Source organism: Pseudanabaenaceae cyanobacterium SKYG29 (assembly GCA_025055675.1).
Lineage (GTDB): Bacteria > Cyanobacteriota > Cyanobacteriia > Pseudanabaenales > Pseudanabaenaceae > M5B4.
The window spans coordinates 116,771-134,555 of the sequence record JANWWT010000002.1 but is presented as its reverse complement, the minus strand read 5'-3'; the positions used below and the strand labels follow the sequence as shown (position 1 = coordinate 134,555).

General features: G+C 50.3%; 16 protein-coding genes. 8 read left to right on the top strand and 8 right to left on the bottom strand.

Annotation, left to right across the window (positions count from 1 at the left end; genetic code table 11):
• The first annotated feature begins 4 nt into the window (after positions 1 to 4).
• Positions 5 to 1,699, top strand: a complete 1,695-nt coding sequence (gene hmpF, locus NZM01_05380) for a pilus motility taxis protein HmpF (protein ID MCS6959462.1) — start codon at positions 5 to 7, stop codon at positions 1,697 to 1,699.
• Positions 1,683 to 3,164, top strand: a complete 1,482-nt coding sequence (locus NZM01_05375) for an FAD-binding protein (protein ID MCS6959461.1) — start codon at positions 1,683 to 1,685, stop codon at positions 3,162 to 3,164. The genes hmpF and NZM01_05375 overlap by 17 nt, the downstream gene beginning before the upstream one ends.
• A gap of 74 nt (positions 3,165 to 3,238) precedes the next feature.
• Here the strand turns inward: NZM01_05375 and bioF are convergent, their stop codons facing one another.
• Both bioF and NZM01_05365 read right to left on the bottom strand, forming a co-directional pair.
• Positions 3,239 to 4,348 carry an 8-amino-7-oxononanoate synthase gene (gene bioF, locus NZM01_05370; protein ID MCS6959460.1) on the bottom strand — a complete coding sequence of 370 codons (1,110 nt, stop codon included), beginning with the start codon at positions 4,346 to 4,348 and terminating at the stop codon, positions 3,239 to 3,241.
• Positions 4,329 to 5,426, bottom strand: coding sequence for a response regulator (locus tag NZM01_05365; protein ID MCS6959459.1), 1,098 nt, complete (start codon positions 5,424 to 5,426; stop codon positions 4,329 to 4,331). The genes bioF and NZM01_05365 overlap by 20 nt, the downstream gene beginning before the upstream one ends.
• Before the next feature lie 147 nt (positions 5,427 to 5,573).
• Here NZM01_05365 and NZM01_05360 point away from each other — a divergent pair, with 147 nt between their 5' ends.
• The 6 genes from NZM01_05360 (at position 5,574) to NZM01_05335 (ending at position 11,843) form a co-directional block, all read left to right on the top strand.
• Complete coding sequence (locus tag NZM01_05360) at positions 5,574 to 6,536, top strand: DUF3086 domain-containing protein (GenBank protein MCS6959458.1); 963 nt, start codon at positions 5,574 to 5,576, stop codon at positions 6,534 to 6,536.
• Between the two features lie 2 nt (positions 6,537 to 6,538).
• Entirely contained in the window at positions 6,539 to 7,174 is a 636-nt protein-coding gene (gene plsY, locus NZM01_05355) for a glycerol-3-phosphate 1-O-acyltransferase PlsY (protein ID MCS6959457.1), read from the top strand.
• Positions 7,174 to 7,458 carry a hypothetical protein gene (locus NZM01_05350; protein MCS6959456.1) on the top strand — a complete coding sequence of 95 codons (285 nt, stop codon included), beginning with the start codon at positions 7,174 to 7,176 and terminating at the stop codon, positions 7,456 to 7,458. Before plsY ends, NZM01_05350 begins: the two co-directional genes overlap by 1 nt.
• 1 nt (position 7,459) lies before the next feature.
• Positions 7,460 to 8,305 (top strand): carboxylating nicotinate-nucleotide diphosphorylase, encoded by an 846-nt coding sequence (gene nadC, locus NZM01_05345; protein ID MCS6959455.1) that lies wholly within the window; start codon positions 7,460 to 7,462, stop codon positions 8,303 to 8,305.
• Between the two features lies 1 nt (position 8,306).
• Positions 8,307 to 9,752 (top strand): Hsp70 family protein, encoded by a 1,446-nt coding sequence (locus tag NZM01_05340; protein ID MCS6959454.1) that lies wholly within the window; start codon positions 8,307 to 8,309, stop codon positions 9,750 to 9,752.
• Positions 9,753 to 9,905: 153 nt separating this feature from the next.
• Complete coding sequence (locus tag NZM01_05335) at positions 9,906 to 11,843, top strand: FAD-dependent oxidoreductase (protein ID MCS6959453.1); 1,938 nt, start codon at positions 9,906 to 9,908, stop codon at positions 11,841 to 11,843.
• Here NZM01_05335 and NZM01_05330 read toward each other — a convergent pair.
• The 6 genes from NZM01_05330 to fusA form a co-directional block, all read right to left on the bottom strand.
• Positions 11,815 to 12,330: a YqeG family HAD IIIA-type phosphatase gene (locus NZM01_05330; protein ID MCS6959452.1), complete on the bottom strand. Its 516-nt coding sequence runs from the start codon at positions 12,328 to 12,330 to the stop codon at positions 11,815 to 11,817. The two genes, NZM01_05335 and NZM01_05330, sit on opposite strands and share 29 nt — an antisense overlap.
• Positions 12,327 to 13,346 (bottom strand): endolytic transglycosylase MltG, encoded by a 1,020-nt coding sequence (gene mltG, locus NZM01_05325; GenBank protein MCS6959451.1) that lies wholly within the window; start codon positions 13,344 to 13,346, stop codon positions 12,327 to 12,329. The genes NZM01_05330 and mltG overlap by 4 nt, the downstream gene beginning before the upstream one ends.
• Positions 13,327 to 13,854 carry a DUF3727 domain-containing protein gene (locus NZM01_05320; protein ID MCS6959450.1) on the bottom strand — a complete coding sequence of 176 codons (528 nt, stop codon included), beginning with the start codon at positions 13,852 to 13,854 and terminating at the stop codon, positions 13,327 to 13,329. Before NZM01_05320 ends, mltG begins: the two co-directional genes overlap by 20 nt.
• A 32-nt stretch (positions 13,855 to 13,886) precedes the next feature.
• Complete coding sequence (gene ruvX, locus NZM01_05315) at positions 13,887 to 14,309, bottom strand: Holliday junction resolvase RuvX (protein MCS6959449.1); 423 nt, start codon at positions 14,307 to 14,309, stop codon at positions 13,887 to 13,889.
• 68 nt (positions 14,310 to 14,377) lie between these two features.
• On the bottom strand, positions 14,378 to 15,610 hold the full coding sequence (tuf, locus tag NZM01_05310) for an elongation factor Tu (GenBank protein ID MCS6959448.1): 1,233 nt from the start codon (positions 15,608 to 15,610) through the stop codon (positions 14,378 to 14,380).
• A 32-nt stretch (positions 15,611 to 15,642) separates the two neighbouring features.
• Entirely contained in the window at positions 15,643 to 17,766 is a 2,124-nt protein-coding gene (gene fusA / locus NZM01_05305) for an elongation factor G (GenBank protein MCS6959447.1), read from the bottom strand.
• Between the last annotated feature and the right edge of the window lie 19 nt (positions 17,767 to 17,785).

The following is a 17,785-nucleotide window of genomic DNA, read 5'->3' as shown; positions in this document are numbered from 1 at the left end:
AACCATGCAGTATTTGACGGAAGTGCGCAGAACCAAAGCCTTTGTAGGCGGTGACAAGGTAGAGCTAAAACTACTAGCAAAAAATACTGCCGAAAATATCTGGTTAGCCATCAACACAGAACAGATAGTCCCCGTGCCTGACCCCAACATGGCAAAGGACCTTAAGGATGGACAGCTAGCGATCGCCGATTTAGTCGGTAGCAATAACGACGTGAAATCCTTGCAGGAAGCTTCCCGCCGCCTGGTACAGCTTTTACAAAATTTTGGCAAACTGCAGGAGAAATTCAAACAAGGGGAGCAAGAAATTGAACAATGGAAACAATCTTTAACATTTCAAACCCAAGAAGTACAGCGGCGGGAAATTGAAGTAGAAGAACGGGAGCGGGAGTTAGAGCAATTAGAAGCCCGCAAGGAAGAAATGGAAGCCCAACTAGAGCAATTTGAGCGGGAGAAGGAGGAAGTAAGGCGCTTACGGGAAGAGATTCGGCGCAAGGAGGAAGAGTTTGCCCAGAGAGCCTCTGCCCTCACGGCAGAACAAGTCCAGGAACTGCGGGATTTGGTGCAGCAACTGTCCCACACTAACTTTAGTCTGCCCACGATCGAGCAAAAAGTGAGCCAATGCTTGGAGACGATTTACACGCGGCAGGAGACTCTCAACCAGTTTTGGCGGGAGCTAGAAGGGCAACGAGGCAAAGTGCAGCAGGCACAGCAGGAAGCAGAGGCAGCTAAGCGCAGCCTTGACAAGTTTCTGCAGGAATGGGGCAAGATTCAAGCCATTTTGCAGGAAGCTCAGACAGAATTGAAACTACGCAAGGAACAGTTGCAACCCAAGGAAAATATTGCTCAACTGCTCCGCACTGCTTACCAGTCCCAGCAGGAACTCTACCAAAATTCTAACGAAGCCCTGATTCAGTTGAGTGGTTCTACGGGTTTGCTATCCCCAGAAGAGGTAAAGCGCCTACAGGAGATTCCCGTGGCAGAACTAGAAGAAATTATCAAAAACTCGGAGGCGGAGCTAGAAAAAGCCCAGAATTTTGTCAGCTTGCAGGAAGATGAGTTAGCAGCAATCGAGGGGGAAATTGCCGAAATTGTGGCAAAGATTGCCACGGTCAATGAATTTGAAAAGCTAGAGCTAGAAGCAGAGAAGGAATCCCTAGAGGAGGAATACCGCAACCAGGAAAATTCCCTCGCCGGGCAGAGACGATCGGTAGAGGAGCGCAAATCTATCCTAGAGCAACAGCGGCGGATTCTGGAGAAACGCTTAGGTTCGGATGTTGTCGATCCCTTGGAAGTGCTGCGTCCGATCGTGACGGAACTGGAGTCAATGCAACAGCAGGCAAAGGAATCCCTAGAAGCATTGGAGCGGCAGATTGAACAGGATCGAGCCATCATCAAGCAGCAGGAGTTGGTGGTAAACGAACAGAAGCTTAATCAGCAAAGGAAGCAGCAGGAGTTACGCGAGCTGGAAGAACAATTGGCAGAAAAGTTGCGTTTACAAGCAGAGGCAGAGGGGACATTGAAATCCCTAGAGAGAATCCTCAGACCTGTGCAGGACATCATTGACACTATTCGTCCCATCCTAGAGGAGACCAAAGCAGAATTAGAGCGGGGAGTCAGCGCCCAAGGCAACCAGCAAGTTTTAGCTAAACTAGAACAGAAGATTAACGCCCTGCTTGGTAAAGATGAACCTAATTGGTAAACGAACTCCCCTCGATCGTCTGTATGCCCAATTCCAGCGGTTCCTAGGCCAGGACAGAGTAATTCGTGCCCCCGCAGACCTGTTGCCCTACGAGTGTGACGGACTAACCAGCTACAAACAGAAGCCGGGCTTGGTGGTTTTGCCCCGATCGACAGAGGAAGTTTCTCAGATACTGCGATTATGTTATCAAGAGGGTGTACCTTTTGTCCCTAGGGGAGCGGGGACGGGGCTATCAGGGGGAGCGCTACCTGTAGAAGGTTGTGTGTTAGTGGTCACCTCCCTGATGCGGCAAATTCTCAGTATTGACTATGAAAATCAGCGAGTAGTTGTACAGCCAGGGGTGGTAAACAATTGGGTGACCCAGGCAGTGAGCGGGGCGGGTTTCTACTATGCGCCCGATCCCTCCAGTCAGAGCGTCTGCACCATTGGGGGAAATATTGCCGAAAACTCAGGGGGTGTGCATTGTCTCAAATACGGTGTGACAACTAACCATGTCCTGGGGATGAAGTGGGTTTTACCGGATGGCACCGTGGTAGAAGTGGGGGGCACAATCCCAGAAATGCCAGGCTATGACTTCTGCGGGTTGTTTGTAGGCTCGGAGGGGACTTTGGGGATGGCTACAGAAATTACCCTGAGGTTGTTAAAAAGTCCCGAAGCAGTACAAGTGCTGTTAGCGGATTTCGATCGAGTAGAGGCGGCAGGGGCAACTGTATCCGACATCATTGCAGCAGGAATTGTGCCAGCGGGCATGGAAATCATGGATAGGTTGAGCCTGGAAGCGGTAAAGACAGCGGGGGCAGGTAGTTACTACCCAGAGGGCGCAGAGGCGATTTTGCTAGTAGAAGTGGACGGCATGACCCCTGAAGTGGCAGTGTATACAGAGGCGGTCAGAGAACTTTGTTTTAAGAACGGAGCCAAGCAAGTCAAGGTTGCCACCACTCCTACTGAGAGATTGCAGCTATGGCAGGGACGCAAGGCAGCCTTTGCGGCGATGGGTAAACTCAGTCCCAACTACTACGTCCAGGATGGTGTAATTCCCCGTACCCAATTACCCTACGTTTTGGCAGAGATCGAGCGCCTAGGGGCAGAATATGGCTTCCGCGTGGCAAATGTCTTTCATGCAGGGGACGGCAATTTACATCCCCTCATCCTGTATGACCAGTCTATTCCAGGGCAGTTAGAACGGGTGGAGCATCTAGGGGGAGAAATCCTCAGGCTGTGCGTGCAGGTGGGGGGTAGTATTTCGGGGGAACATGGGATTGGGGCAGACAAACGCTGTTATATGCCCACTATGTTTACTGCTGCTGACCTAGAGACGATGCAATGGGTACGCCAGGTGTTCGATCCTCAGCAGTTAGCTAACCCTAGTAAAATCTTCCCTACACCCCGTACCTGTAGTGAAAGTGCCAAATTCTTGCTGTCTAATCCCGCCGCGAAGGAGACTCTGGCAGACAAGGTGTGGTGAGTTGTTCTCTTCCCATTTTTTCACCCAAAACTCTCTCCCTGTGCCTAGGTGTGGTGAGCTTGTCGAACCACCGTCTATTTTGCTAAATGTCTACGGAGGAGTTGCCAAACCCGATCGAGGTCTGCTAGGGAGTGTTGGGCAGTGATACTGAGGCGGATGCGGGCTGTGGGGACAGTAGGGGGGCGGATGGCAGGGGCATAGATACCCTCTTGCCAGCAGAGTTGGGACAGGGCCAGGACAGTGTCTATATCTTTGCCGATGAGGGGAAAAATGGGAGAGACATATTTTTGCTCATCCCCCAGCAACTTGCGCAGGTAGAAAACATTGTCCCATAGTTTATAACGACGTTCTGGCTCGGTCATGATGATTTCTACGGCTTTGAGGGCAGCTGCAGTATCAGCAGGGGAAAGGGCAGTAGTGTAAATCCAAGTGCTGGTGCGACTTTTGAGGTATTCAATTAACTTAGCTGACCCCGCTACGTACCCCCCCAGACTCCCGATCGCCTTACTCAGCGTGCCCGCCTGCACCAAGGGATAGTCAATGGATTGCAGTTCCACGATACCACTCCCCCGTGCCCCAAATACACCTGTCCCATGGGCTTCATCCACCATCACCATGCAACCAAACCGATCGGCAAGCTGCACAATATCAGGTAAGGGGGCAATATCCCCGTCCATACTAAAGACTGTATTAGTGACAATTAAACAGCGCGGGAAAGACGATCGATTACTTTGCAACAAATGCTGCAGATGATTACAGTCCAAATGGTCATAGTTTAGGACTAAAGCGCCACTAAGACGGCACCCCTGTACCAAACAACTGTGATTATAGGCATCAGCAAGGATTAAATCCCGTTTGCCCACTAAGGCACAAATTGTCCCCAAATTGGCTAAATATCCTGAGCTAAATACCAAGGCTGCTTCTGTCCCCTTGAGGTGGGCAATTTTAGTTTCCAAAGCTTGATGCAAATCCCGATGCCCTGACAACAAGCGGGAACCCGTGGCTCCCGTACCGTATTGCTGAATTGCCTCTATGGCTGCCGTTTTTAACCGATCGTCCTGGGCTAGACCCAAATAATCATTACTGCCGAAATTGAGGAAATGGGGGGGAATTTCTGTAACCGATCGCAACCACTTAGCGCGCTTTAGTACCTGTAGATCGTGGTCAATCCAACTGTAGGGCATTGGGAATAGCAGGCAACTGAACTATAGCTTCTACGTGGGGGGGAGTAAAGTTGAAATTAATAATACCTTCCACTAGACGCAAAATTCTATGCACAATGGCGAGACCTAAACCAGAGCCATGGTAGTCATGGAATACAGAACTGGAGAGAACGTAGGCACCACTATCGGCAATGCTATCTAACTCAAATTTAGCTGCCTCATTCCTAACCAACAGACGATAGTAACTATTTTCCAAGGCGGTAACAATAGCGATAGGTGTATGGGGGATACTGTAGCGTAGGGCATTATCGATCAGTTCCTTGATTAACTTGGTAAAAAATTCCAAGGGTATGCTCAACTGTTGATCGAACAATTCCAGACTAAATTCCCGCTGCTGTTCCCGATTTAACTCTTGCACAACCAGCTCAATTTGGGCAGCAGGATGTAAGGTCGGCTCCATTTTGGTTAAAATTTGTAACCGATCGGGGCGAGACAATAGTAGCTCTAGTTGGGTAAAGAATAGATAGCGCTGGGTGAAGAAGTGCAGTCGTTGGGCAGAATTTCTAATATCAGTAACAAATTCCAAAATCTCTGTTCGTTCCAGGTTAGTAAACTCAGTGATGATGATTTCTGATAGTCCCAGAATACTATTTAAGGCAGTGTTCAGTTCATGGGGCAGAGCCGTAGTGATATTGCGCCGTAGGTGTTCTAAGCGCTCCTGATGCCGCTGATGGTTTTCAATGGCAAACTCAACAGCAGTTAGTAGTTGGCGGTCTTGAAAGGGCTTAATTAAAAATCCGTAGGGGGAAGCCTTCTTAGCACGCTCAATCGTCTCCTGGTCAGAGTTAGCAGTTAAAAATACTACTGCTGTTTGCCAATATCTGTACAAATATTCCGCAACTTGGATGCCATCGATCGGTCCTGCAATTTTAATATCCAGGAGCACAAGGTCGGGTTTTAATTGGGGTACTTTTTCTATGACCTCATTGCCGTAACTCAAAATCCCCACTATCTCGTAGTTGGCTTCCTCTAAGGCAAGGGCAATATCCCGCGCTACTAGGCGTTCATCCTCTACTATCAGGACTTTATGCTTGCCCATTACGCCCCCTAGTTCCTCTACAGCAAAAGATGTTACCTATTAGTCCCTAGACCATGGTAGCAAAAGCTGCTAATTTCAAGGCTTGTCCTTAATCTGCATAAATCTACCGATCGGGTTTAATATAAACAAAAGGCGCTACAGATGTCCATGAGTCAAGATGTTCCCTTAGGGGAAAACCCTGAACTGGAAGAACTGCAAAGAACGATTGCCAACCTGAGAGGGGAAATTGCCCATTTGCAGACCCAAAAAGCTCAGCTCCTAGAGGATTTGCCTAGGGTGTTACAGGATAGCCTGGGTGTCTACGAACAGCGTAAGCAGGAACTGCAAGACCAAATTACTGTGCTGCAGCGCAAGTTAGAGCGTATCCAACAGGAGATGAAAACTACCTATGCAGGCGTGTCCCAGGATATTGCTGTGCGGGTGCAAGGATTTCGGGACTATTTAGTGGGTAGCTTGCAAGATTTAGTCACTAGTGTAGAAAAGTTGCCCCTCCTACCAGCCCCTGCCCCCACTGTGGTGGAAACCCCTGCACCCAAACCACCCGAAACACCACCCCTTACGGAAGAGGTCTTTGCCGACTATAAAGAAAAGATTACCCAACTCCTCGATCGTTACCGCACCATGCCTGATTACTATGGTCCTGCCTGGAAATTGCGCCGCACCTTTGAAAAAGTCCATAGCGATCGGGTAGCGGATTGGTTCTTTAAGCTAGCAGGGCGGGGAGCGGTGCCCTCCCTGGGGACGCGGTTACAAAATGTGCTAGTGGCATCAGCAGCAACTTCGGTGTTACGGGTACTCTATGGCAATAAGGTCAAGTTGTTGATTCTAGCTACATCACCAGAGCGATTGGGGGAATGGCGACGGGGTCTACAGGATTGCTTGGGGATTAACCGTGATGCCTTTGGTCCCGATCGGGGTGTAACTCTGTTTGAAGATGCTGAACCCCTGGTAGATAAAGGGGAGAAGATGCTCAAGGAAAACCTCATGCCCTTCGTGATTGTGGACGAGTCGGAGGAATTTATTGCGGTGGAGATGTTGAAATTTCCCCTGCTGATGTGCTTTGCTAGAGATAGAAATGCCAAGCCTGCCTTCCGCGATTTTGACTTTTAGCTATGGAATATACCAGTGGTCTGATCTGCTTAGTGGTTGCCTATTTGTTAGGCTCAATTCCGACAGGCTATCTAGTAGGAAAAGTCAAGGGGATTGATATTCGCGAACACGGTTCTGGTTCGACAGGGGCAACCAATGTCTGGCGAGTGATTGGCAAAAAAGAAGGGGTATTTGTTTGGCTAGTTGATTCCCTCAAGGGCTATGGTGCCGTATGGCTGGCTCTGCACTGGGGTCAGCTTTTTCCTAACTACCCTTTGCATTCTTGGTGGGTGGTGGGCAGTGCTCTAATGGTGGTGCTGGGGCATAGCCGATCGGTGTGGTTGGGTTTCCAGGGAGGCAAGTCGGTAGCCAGTGGCTTGGGAGTCCTGTTTGCCTTAAATCCAAAGGTAGCCCTTGTTGCCTTTGGGGTATGGGGTGTGAGTTTGTTGATTTGGCGGACGGTCTCTATCAGTTCCATCTTGGCAGCCTTTGCCACCCCTGTTCTGTTTTATTTCCTTGATGGTCGTTTGCCCTACTTGCTGTTAACAACGGTAGCAGGTTTGTTTGTCATCTGGCGGCACAGTAGCAACATCCAACGCATCCTCGCGGGCACGGAACCCCAGATTTGGGGTAAAGTATCAACAGGGACAGGCGAATAATGATGCTGGAAAGACAACTGGAAGAATACACAACCAAGCACAAAGACGAAGCCCTGCTGGTCACGATCGTGGTAGATGACGAAGAGCAACAACTAATTGTCTTTCGAGGTTTTACTAGCTCTTTGACCAATCCCACGCCTGCTAATCCCGAGGAACCTGTCATTCCCCCTGGTGCAGAACTGAAAACGATCGATCGGGTAAGAGCACCCTACAATCCTGCTGCCCCTGTCTATCTACAACGGGGTTTAACCTGGCAAGACTGGCAGTCCTTGACGGAGAGGTAAGATGCTACCCCCCCCACCATTACTCGATCGTTTAATTTTGGAATGGCTGGCAGAGGACATAGGCTTTGCCGATCGCACGACTCAGGCGCTGAAGTTCCCTGAGGCAGTGCATGTCGCCAAGTGGCTACTTAAAGGGGAAGGGGTAGTCTGTGGTTTAGGGATTGCCCAGCGGGTGTTTCAACTCCTTGACCCCAATTCTCGCTTTATTATTGCCTGTCAGGAAGGGCAGTGGTTAGAACAGGGGAAAATTTTATGCACAATTGAAGGCAAAACCGCTGCTTTGTTGATGGGGGAGAGGGTAGCTCTCAATTGCGTCATGCGTCTGTCAGGGATTAGCACTACTACTTATTTGTTGGCACAGGAGATTAGAGATTTTTCCGCGCAACTAGTAGATACCCGCAAAACGACCCCTGGTCTACGGGCATTGGAGAAATACGCCGTTTTAGTGGGAGGTGGCAAAAACCATCGCAGTCGTCTGGATGAAGCTGTAATTATCAAAGACAACCACATTCGGGCTGTTGGTTCTATTACCCAGGCGGTCTATCAGGTGCGGCAAAAGCTACCAATTACGACGGTGATTGAAGTGGAAACGGAAACCCTTGACCAGGTGGAAGAAGCCCTCGCCCTGGAAGTAGACATTATCATGCTGGACAATATGAATCTCGCCAGTATGCGGACAGCAGTGGAGATGATTCGCCGTGCTGCTCCCCACACTAAAATTGAAGTGTCGGGTAATATCACCCTAGACAACATCCGATCGGTGGCAGAACTGGGTGTAGACTATATTTCCACCAGTGCCATGATGAGTCGTTCCCATTGGTTGGATATTAGTATGAAGTTTTTGTAGGATGCTCTACGCCATCGATTTTGGTACCAGCAACACCGTCGTTGCCTGCAACAATACTTGTCTATCTTTACCAGGTCTATCCCTTCCTGATGCCCCTCTGATTCCCAGTTTGATTTATGTAGAAACGGTCGAGCGTTGTTACATCGGTCAGGAAGTAAAGGCAAGGGGTTGGGAGAAGCATCCCCACTGTTTTGCTGGCATTAAGCGGGGGATTGGACAGAAGTTTGGTTTTTTACCCCAGATTGAGGGACGGGAAATTAGCTTTGAGTGGTTGGGACAGCGCTTTTTACAACGGATTTTAGAACAGTTGATCGATTGTTCCCGGTTAGTCTTCACCGTCCCGATCGATAGTTATGAAACCTATGGGGCTTGGCTGGCGAGTGTAGCAAATACTGACCAGGTGCGGATTTTAGATGAGCCGACAGCAGCAGCTCTGGGTTATGGTGTGCCGGAGGAGCAGTCCCGTCTGTTAGTGATAGATTTTGGTGGTGGCACCTTGGATATAGTTTTGGTAGAAAGGCAACCCCCCGATCGGGATTTAGGCTGGGGAAATATTCTCCGTTGGTATCACAGAAAAGAGACCAAACTCAAGCCCAGTGCCAGAATAATAGCCAAAGTAGGACAGAATTTGGGGGGGCTAGACATCGATCGGTGGATTGTGCAACATTTTCCCGACCTGCCCTGCACCAATGAGACCCTACAGCTAGCAGAACAGTTAAAAATTACTCTCTCCCAGCAGGAGAGTGCTGCCGTTCCCTGGCAAGATAGAGAATTAGAACTCGATCGTGCTGGTTTGCAACAGATACTCACAGAAAAGCACTTTTTCCAGCGGTTAGAACAGGCAGTGGGCAAAATCCCCCTAGAGAAAATCGATCGGGTTTTATTAGTGGGGGGCACATCTCTACTGCCAGCAGTGCAGGCATGGGTCAAGCAGAAATTTTCAGCTGAGAAAGTAGAATGCGACAGACCGTTAGAAGCGATTGCTTTAGGGGCACTCAAAGCAGGGGAATGGGAACTGGAAGACCGGCTGTACCATGACTACGGCATACGGTATTGGGACAAGCGATTAAAACAGCACAGTTGGCATCCCATCATCAAGAAAGGACAGACCTATCCCCTCACCTACGAACTGATTTTGGGTGCCTCTAGTCCCGATCAAACTGGCATAGAACTAATCATTGGCGAACTGGGGGAAGCCACGACGGAAATTATTTTTGAACGGGGACAACTGATTAACCGCCTGTTAGACCAACCCTATTTTCGGGCTGTGCCTCTCAACGAAAGCCAACCGCAAATTGCCCAACTTGATCCCCCAGGCCAGCCAGGTATCGATCGGGTCAAATTGACATTCTATGTGGACAATCAGAGAAACCTCCGTTTAACAGTGGTGGACTTACAGACAGGTAAAACACTCCTGGCAGAGCAGCCCCTCGTCAAACTGCTTTGACACTCCGCTTAGCTACTAATACTAAGACTGTCAGCTTGTGTGAGCCTGGTTGAAGGCTGGGACAGGATGTAAGGTCTGTTGTATCATAGACCCGATTTTGGGCTAGGGAGGAGCAAGGAATTGTTACAGCGTTGGTTAGGGCTAGGGTTCCTGGTGGCAGTTTGTCCGTTGTTTGCCTGGGGGCAGAGAATCGATCGGGAGTTGCGCTGCGATATTTTGATTGTAGGGGGTGGGTTAGCGGGGTCGGGGGCTGCCTATGAAGCGCTCCTTGCCGGTAGGACGGTTTGCCTAACGGAGATCACAGACTGGGTAGGGGGACAGATTTCCGCCCAGGGTACTGCAGCCCTAGATGAACGACCGACCCAAAGGGAGCTATTATTTTTCGATCGGGGTTATCGGGAACTACGGGATCGGATTGTGCAAAGGTATGGCAGACAGAATCCTGGCGGCTGCTGGGTAAGTGCTGCTTGCTTTTTGCCCAAGGATGGCCATGAAATTATTCTCGCTATGCTGCAAGAGGCAGAACAAAAGGGCAAGGGGAAACTTCATCTTCTCCTCTCCTCCGTAGTGAAGGACTTGGAAATTAAAGACAGACAAATCCGATCGGCAATTGTCATCACCCACACCCCTGCTCCAGGTGCTTTTCCCCTCAATACCCTGCCTCTGTCCCAACTGCTGCCGGAGGCTTACAGCTATGAGAACTCTCCGCGGTTCACTAAAACTATCACCCGTGTTATCCCCCAATTTGTCATTGAAGCGACGGAGACAGGCGAGATTGTTGCCCTAGCGGATGTCCCCTATAGGTTAGGTATTGATGCCCGATCGGTGTTAGAACCTTCCTCCTCTAGTGCTGTTCCTGACCCCTACTGCACGCAGGGGTTCACCTACACTTTTGCCATGGAAGCCACCGCCCAACCTCAAGAGATTCCCCTACCTGATTTTTACCAGCGCTATGCTCCCTACTACAGCTACGAACTGCCCAATCTGGCTAGCTTTCCCTTTGTCTTCACCTATCGGCGCATTTTCACCCCTACCCCAGAAAGATTTGAACGCAATTTCCCCTTTGCCGACTTCAAGCGCGATGATGCGATCGTGGTGGGGGATATTTCCATGCAAAACTGGACATGGGGCAACGACTACCGTCCGGGTACCAGCAAGGACAACCTCATTTACACCAGAGACCAACTGCAGCAACTGGGGCAACTAAAACCTGGGGGCTGGCAGGGGGGACTGCGGGTAGAAACTCTGAGGCAGGGGGAACTCCTGGCTAGGGGGTATTTTCACTGGTTGCATTCAGGCACAACGGATTCCCAGCTGGGAGATGGTGTGAAGAAGCCCTATCCCAACATCCGTTACCTAGAGGGGTTTGCCAGCCCCATGAATACAGCCCATGGTTTGTCTAAGTACCCCTACATCCGCGAAAGTCGACGCATCATTGGTCGTCCTGGTTGGGGGCATCCCCAGGGCTTCACTGTGACGGAACTAGACATCTCCCGCCGCGACTACACAGACCCCTACTATCGGCAAGTGCTGACTCCCGCACAGTACCGCAGTGTAATGGCGATCTTGGCAGGCTTAGAGAGTGCTACAGTCATTACAGGACAGGTCAAGCCTGAACAGGTGAAAAAACGGTCCCGTTCCACCATTTTTGTGGACTCAGTGGGAATTGGGCATTACGCCATTGACTTTCACCCCTGTATGGAAAAATACCCTGTGGAGCTGCCAGGCAATCGGGAACGCCCAGGGGAACGCCGTGCCCAAGGATCAGCCTATCCCTTCCAAATTCCCCTCCGTGCCATGATTCCCCAGAAAATTGACAACTTAATTGTAGCCGGCAAAAGTATAGCTACTAGTCACATTGCTGCTGCCGCCTATCGTGTGCACAGTTTTGAGTGGTCATCGGGGGCTGCCGCTGGTACTACCGCTGATTTTGCCCTACGCAAGGGTATCCTGCCCTACACGCTGGTAGATGACTTGCCCCGATCGGAACCCCTGCTGGAAGAACTACAACAAATTCTCAACAGTAATGGCAATCCCACTAGGTTTCCCGATACCTCAATTTTCAATAACAACTGGGATAATTGGCGTTAAATAGGCGGGCTAACCAAAATTCCCCCTCTCGCACTAGACGGGATGTCCCTTCTACAGGGGCGGGGGGCTGAATCAAGATTGTGTACATACCAAGGCGATTCCCCACTAAGATGTCCGTCAACAGCCGATCACCTACCATTGCCACCTGTGCAGGTTCCAGACCCATTGCCACGATCGCTTTTTTTACACACCGTCGGGACGGCTTGGCAGCACTGGCATAGAAAGGTAGTTCCAACGAGTCAGCGATGGTTTTGATGCGCTTGTGCCAACAATTGTTACTGACCAACCAAAGGGGCATCTGTTGGCGCACCTGTTTTACCCAGTGGCGCACGGCTGGGGAAACTTCCACTTCCCTGTTGCCCAGGAGCGTATTGTCCACATCTAGCACCATGCCCTTGATGCCCTTCTGTTGCAATGAATTCACATCCAGCAGCCAGATGGGCTGCTTCACCACTAGTTTAGGGACTAGTAATTGCCAGACTTTCATTGCCCAGGGAACTGTTCAGCTATCTTTGCCACTGCTTGTTCGTGTTCTTCCAGTGTACGACTAAATATGTGGCTGCCATCGTAGCGAGCGACGAAAAACAGAAAATCTGTCTGGGGGGGGGCAAGGGCTGCCTGCAGACTAGCTAACCCAGGGGCAGCAATGGGGTGGGGGGGTAAGCCAGGGTTGACATAGGTATTGAAGGGGTGAGGGGTACGCACCTGCTCCAGGGTGAGGGGTGCCTCAGGAGTCTGTTTAATGTTTAACCCGTACTCCACCGTGGGGTCAGCTTCCAATTTCATGCCCCGCTGTAAGCGCTGCCAAAATACCCCTGCTATTGTGGGGCGTTCCCTGTCCAAAACAGCCTCTTTCTCCACAATGCTGGCTAAAGTTACCCACTGCACTAAAGAAAGGTTAGTTTGATTTTTCTCCCGATAGAGGGGTAAAGCAACGGCAGCAAACCGATCGGTCATCATTTTCACCACCTCAGAGGCAGTGACCCCCTGCAAAGGCAATTCATAGGTATCAGGGAACAGAAAACCCTCTAGGGTATCCACTTCGGGCGGTAGCCAGTCGGGAAAATATTGAGCAGTAGCCCGCTGGGTTGCCTGTTTGAACTCTCTGCTGCTGAAGTAGCCCAACCTGGCAAAGTGTGCTGCCATCTCCTCAATCCGCCAGCCCTCGGGAATAGTGACTCGATTAGTGGCAACAAAACCCTTTTGCAATTGCCCTGCCACTTGGAAAAGAGATTGATTGCTGGCCAAGTCGTAAGTCCCTGCTTGAATGCCCTGCCCCGTCAACCGCAGCCATAGACGCATTGCCCATGGCGATCGGATTAACCCCTGGGCTCTCAATTCCTGAATCAGTGCTTGGGTGGGAGTATTAGCGGGCACATGGAGCCGCACTACACGCCTGTTGCCCTGGGGCGCAGCTGTCCCTGTCCGCCACAGTAACCCTGCTAACCATCCCCACAGGAGACAGAGTAGCCATAAGCCCGGCTTAAGCGTTTTCCGCTTCATCAAGCATCAGAGCTTCTAGGTGCATCTGTAGATTTTCTAGTTCCTCTTCTCCCAGGATTTCCAACTCCTGCCTATCGTTGTATTTGGCAAAAAAAATCATCGGCTCTAGGGCAACAAAAATGGCATATTCTTGCTCTTCATGGAAGAAACTGGCTAGTTGTTGTAGCTCTTCATAGGTTTCTTCGTCTTCATTGAGGACATAAATGTCTTCTTCCTCTGGTTCGGGAATATCTCCCTCCACTGTCAAGCTAAAAGCGGTGCGCAGCAAATTGAGATTTAATTCTGCCAAGACCGCCTGGGCAGTGGGAAAAATTACGTCTATCTCTTCGTCATCTAAATCTTTGAGGGCACTTTCCTCCCCTTCTCCTTCCCAGCCAAAAATATACACACAGGGGTCGACGGGTTGGAGTAGGAGATATTTCTCATCTTCCACAGGCAAAACTTTCTCCACAATACAAGACAGTGACCTTCCCTGTTCATCTTTCAAAGTAACGATTTCCGACTCCATACCCATTTCCTAGATAATAATAAAAATCTACCCTATTTTCGCCGCTGATCGAGCCACTGCTGCAAAATAATTGCCGCTGCTTTGCGATCGACAAGGGCTTTGTATTCTCTAGGGGAAACACCTTCCTCAAGCAGGAGTTGTTCTGCCATGTAGGAAGTCAGCCGCTCATCCACATACTCAACAGGTAGTTTGAGATACTCACTACAACGCTCAGCGAACTTTTGTACTTGCCGCCCCTGGTACCCCAAACTACCGTCCATGTTGTAGGGCAACCCTACTACCAGAACATCCACCTGGCGCTCCCTGGCGATCTGCTCTAGTTGTGCCATGTCCTGTGCCCAGCTCTTGCGCTCGATCGTGGTGATGCCCCAGGCGAACAGACCCAAGCCATCACAGCCTGCTACACCAATGCGTTTCCGTCCTACGTCTAACCCTAAAGCTGCTACCCTTTCCAAGATAAAGTCGACCAACCCTAAATTTTTATCTTAAGGCTGGTCTGACTTCTCCGTAACCACGGGCAATACTACTTAAGAATCTTAGTCACTACTCCCGAACCAACTGTACGACCGCCTTCACGGATAGCAAAGCGCATCTCCTGCTCAATGGCAATAGGATTAATCAGTTCTACTGTCATCTTCACGCGGTCACCAGGCATCACCATTTCTGCTGGACTGCCATCATCTGCCGTAAAGGACTTAATTGTTCCTGTTACATCGGTAGTGCGCACATAAAACTGGGGACGATAGCCGGCAAAGAAAGGAGTTTTGCGACCGCCTTCTTTTTCCGTCAGGACGTATACCTGTGCTTCAAATTCCGTGTGAGGCGTAATTGAGCCAGGCTTTGCTAGCACCATACCTCGCTGTACATCGTCCTTCTGCATACCGCGCAGTAGTAGACCAGCGTTGTCGCCAGCAATACCTTCGTCCAGGGTCTTCTTAAACATTTCAATTCCTGTAACTGTGGTGCTGCGCGTTTCCTTAATCCCTACCAGTTCCACCTGATCACCCAGCTTAACCCGACCACGTTCAATCCGCCCCGTGGCTACTGTACCCCGACCTGTGATGGAGAATACATCTTCTACTGCCATCAAGAAAGGTTTGTCAACATCCCGTTCAGGCGTAGGAATGTACTCATCCACTGCATCCATTAGTTCCCAAATCTTATCTACCCAGGGATTTTCCCCCCGCTGAGTGTTAGGGTTTTCCAGCATATGGTCAAGGGCTTTTTTGGCAGAACCAAGAATGATGGGCACATTGTCTCCATCAAAACCATAGGAGCTAAGTAGTTCTCTCACCTCTAGCTCCACTAGCTCAATCAACTCCTCTTCCCCCTCCATCAGGTCTGCCTTGTTCATGAACACCACCATCCGTGGTACACCTACCTGGCGCGCAAGGAGAATATGCTCTCTGGTTTGGGGTTCAGGTCCATCCGCTGCTGACACTAGCAAAATTGCCCCGTCCATCTGAGCTGCCCCCGTAATCATGTTTTTCACATAGTCAGCGTGACCAGGGCAATCAACATGGGCGTAGTGCCGCTTCTCCGTTTCATACTCTACGTGGGCAGTGTTAATTGTAATCCCCCGCGCTCTCTCTTCAGGAGCAGCATCAATTTCATCGTACTTCTTTGGCTTCGCCTTTCCTGCTGCTGCCAGAGTCATGGTAATAGCCGCAGTCAGAGTAGTCTTGCCGTGGTCAACGTGACCGATCGTGCCAATGTTAACGTGAGGCTTACTCCGTTCAAATTTTTCGCGTGCCATTGTTTGAGTTGTCCCTTCCTTCCTACTATGTATTATTCCTTGGATTTGCTTTTAGCAATGATAGTCTCGGCAACATTCCGAGGTACCTCTTCGTAGTGGCTAAACTCCATAGTGAAGATGCCCCTACCTTGAGTCTTAGAGCGAATGTCCGTTGCATAGCCAAACATCTGGGCTAAGGGAACCTTCGCTGTCACCTTGGCAATTCCCATCTCTACGGTTTGTCCTTCGATCTGTCCGCGCCGTGAGTTGAGATCTCCTATTATAGTACCAATGTAATCCTCTGGTACCTCCACTTCTACTTTCATCATGGGTTCCAGCAGGACTGGTGATGCCTTCATCACTGCTTCTTTGAGGGCGATCGATGCGGCAATCTTAAATGCCATTTCCGAAGAGTCTACCTCATGGTAGGAACCATCCACTAAGGTAGCACGAATATCAATCAAAGGATACCCTGCCAGTACCCCTGATTCACAGGTTTCTTTGATCCCCTGCTCCACTGCTGGCACATATTCCTTGGGTACCACCCCACCGACAATCTTGGAGACGAATTCAAACCCACTGGCTGGTTCCCCTGGTTCCAGGTCAATCACTACGTGACCATACTGTCCCTTACCACCACTCTGGCGGATGAATTTGCCCTCTACACGACTGACAGGCTTGCGAATCGTCTCCCGATAAGCTACCTGGGGTGCACCCACGTTGGCTTCTACGTTGAATTCCCGCATCATGCGGTCAACCAGAATTTCAAGGTGTAACTCACCCATTCCCGAAATAATTGTCTGATTGGTCTCTGTATCCAGAGAAACACGGAAGGTGGGGTCTTCCTTGGACAGTGCTTGCAGTGCCTTTGACAGTTTGTCCATGTCGGCTTTGGTCTTGGGTTCCACTGCTACGGAAATCACCGCTTCAGGAATAAACAGGGATTCCAGAATGACAGGCGCGCTTTCGTCGCAGAGGGTGTCGCCTGTGGTGGTGTCCTTCAGACCAATAATTGCCCCTAGGTCGCCCGCCCGCAGTTCATCTACCTCAATCCGTTCATCTGCCTTCAACACCACTAGGCGGGATACTCGTTCTTTCTTATTCTTGCTGGCATTGAGGACATAGGAGCCTTTGGTCATCACCCCTGAGTATATGCGCACGAAGGTCAGGTCACCAAATTTGTCACTCATCAGCTTGAATGCCAGGGCAGACATCGGTTCTTCGTCACTGGCTTTGCGCTCCACTTCTGTGCCATCGGGTAATTTGCCCTTAATTGCGGGAATATCAATCGGGGATGGCAAGTACTCCACCACTGCATTCAGGAGTAACTGTACCCCCTTGTTCTTGAAGGAGGAACCACATAGCATGGGCACGATCGTGCCGTTAATTGTCCCTTTGCGCAAAGCTGCTTTAATCTCTTCCTCTGTCAGGTCTTCTCCCTCTAGGTACTTGGTCATCAGGTCATCGTCAGTTTCTACTACCGATTCCACCATCTTGACCCGATACTCTTCAGCCACTTCTTTGACTTCGCTAGGAATCTCCTCTACCCTGATGTCTTTACCCAGGTCGTCGTAGTAGATGTAGGCTTTCATCCGCACTAGGTCAACAATGCCTTTGAGGTCAGACTCGCTGCCAATGGGAATCTGGATAGGCACAGCGTTAGCCCGCAACCGTTCCCTTACCTGGTTATACACCTTGAAGAAGTTAGCCCCTGTCCTGTCCATCTTGTTGACGTAGATAATGCGGGGCACCCTGTAGCGGTCTGCCTGCCGCCACACCGTTTCTGTTTGGGGCTGTACACCACCTACCGAGCACAAAACCGTAATCACCCCGTCTAGTACCCGCATCGATCGCTCTACTTCGATCGTGAAATCAACGTGACCAGGGGTATCGATGATGTTAATCCTATGTTCTGGTGCACCAGGCAAGGGCTGACTGGGGTTGTTGGGGTCTCTTATAGTCCAGGCGGTACTGATAGCTGCTGCTGTAATGGTGATACCCCGCTCCCGCTCTTGTGCCATCCAGTCGGTGACCGATGTACCCTCATGCACCTCCCCCATCTTGTGGATGAGACCGGAGTAGAACAGGATACGTTCCGTTGTCGTCGTCTTACCCGCATCAATGTGGGCGGCGATACCAATGTTGCGTACTCTCTCTAGGGGGATAGTTCTTGCCACGTTGTTGTCCTCGTCACAG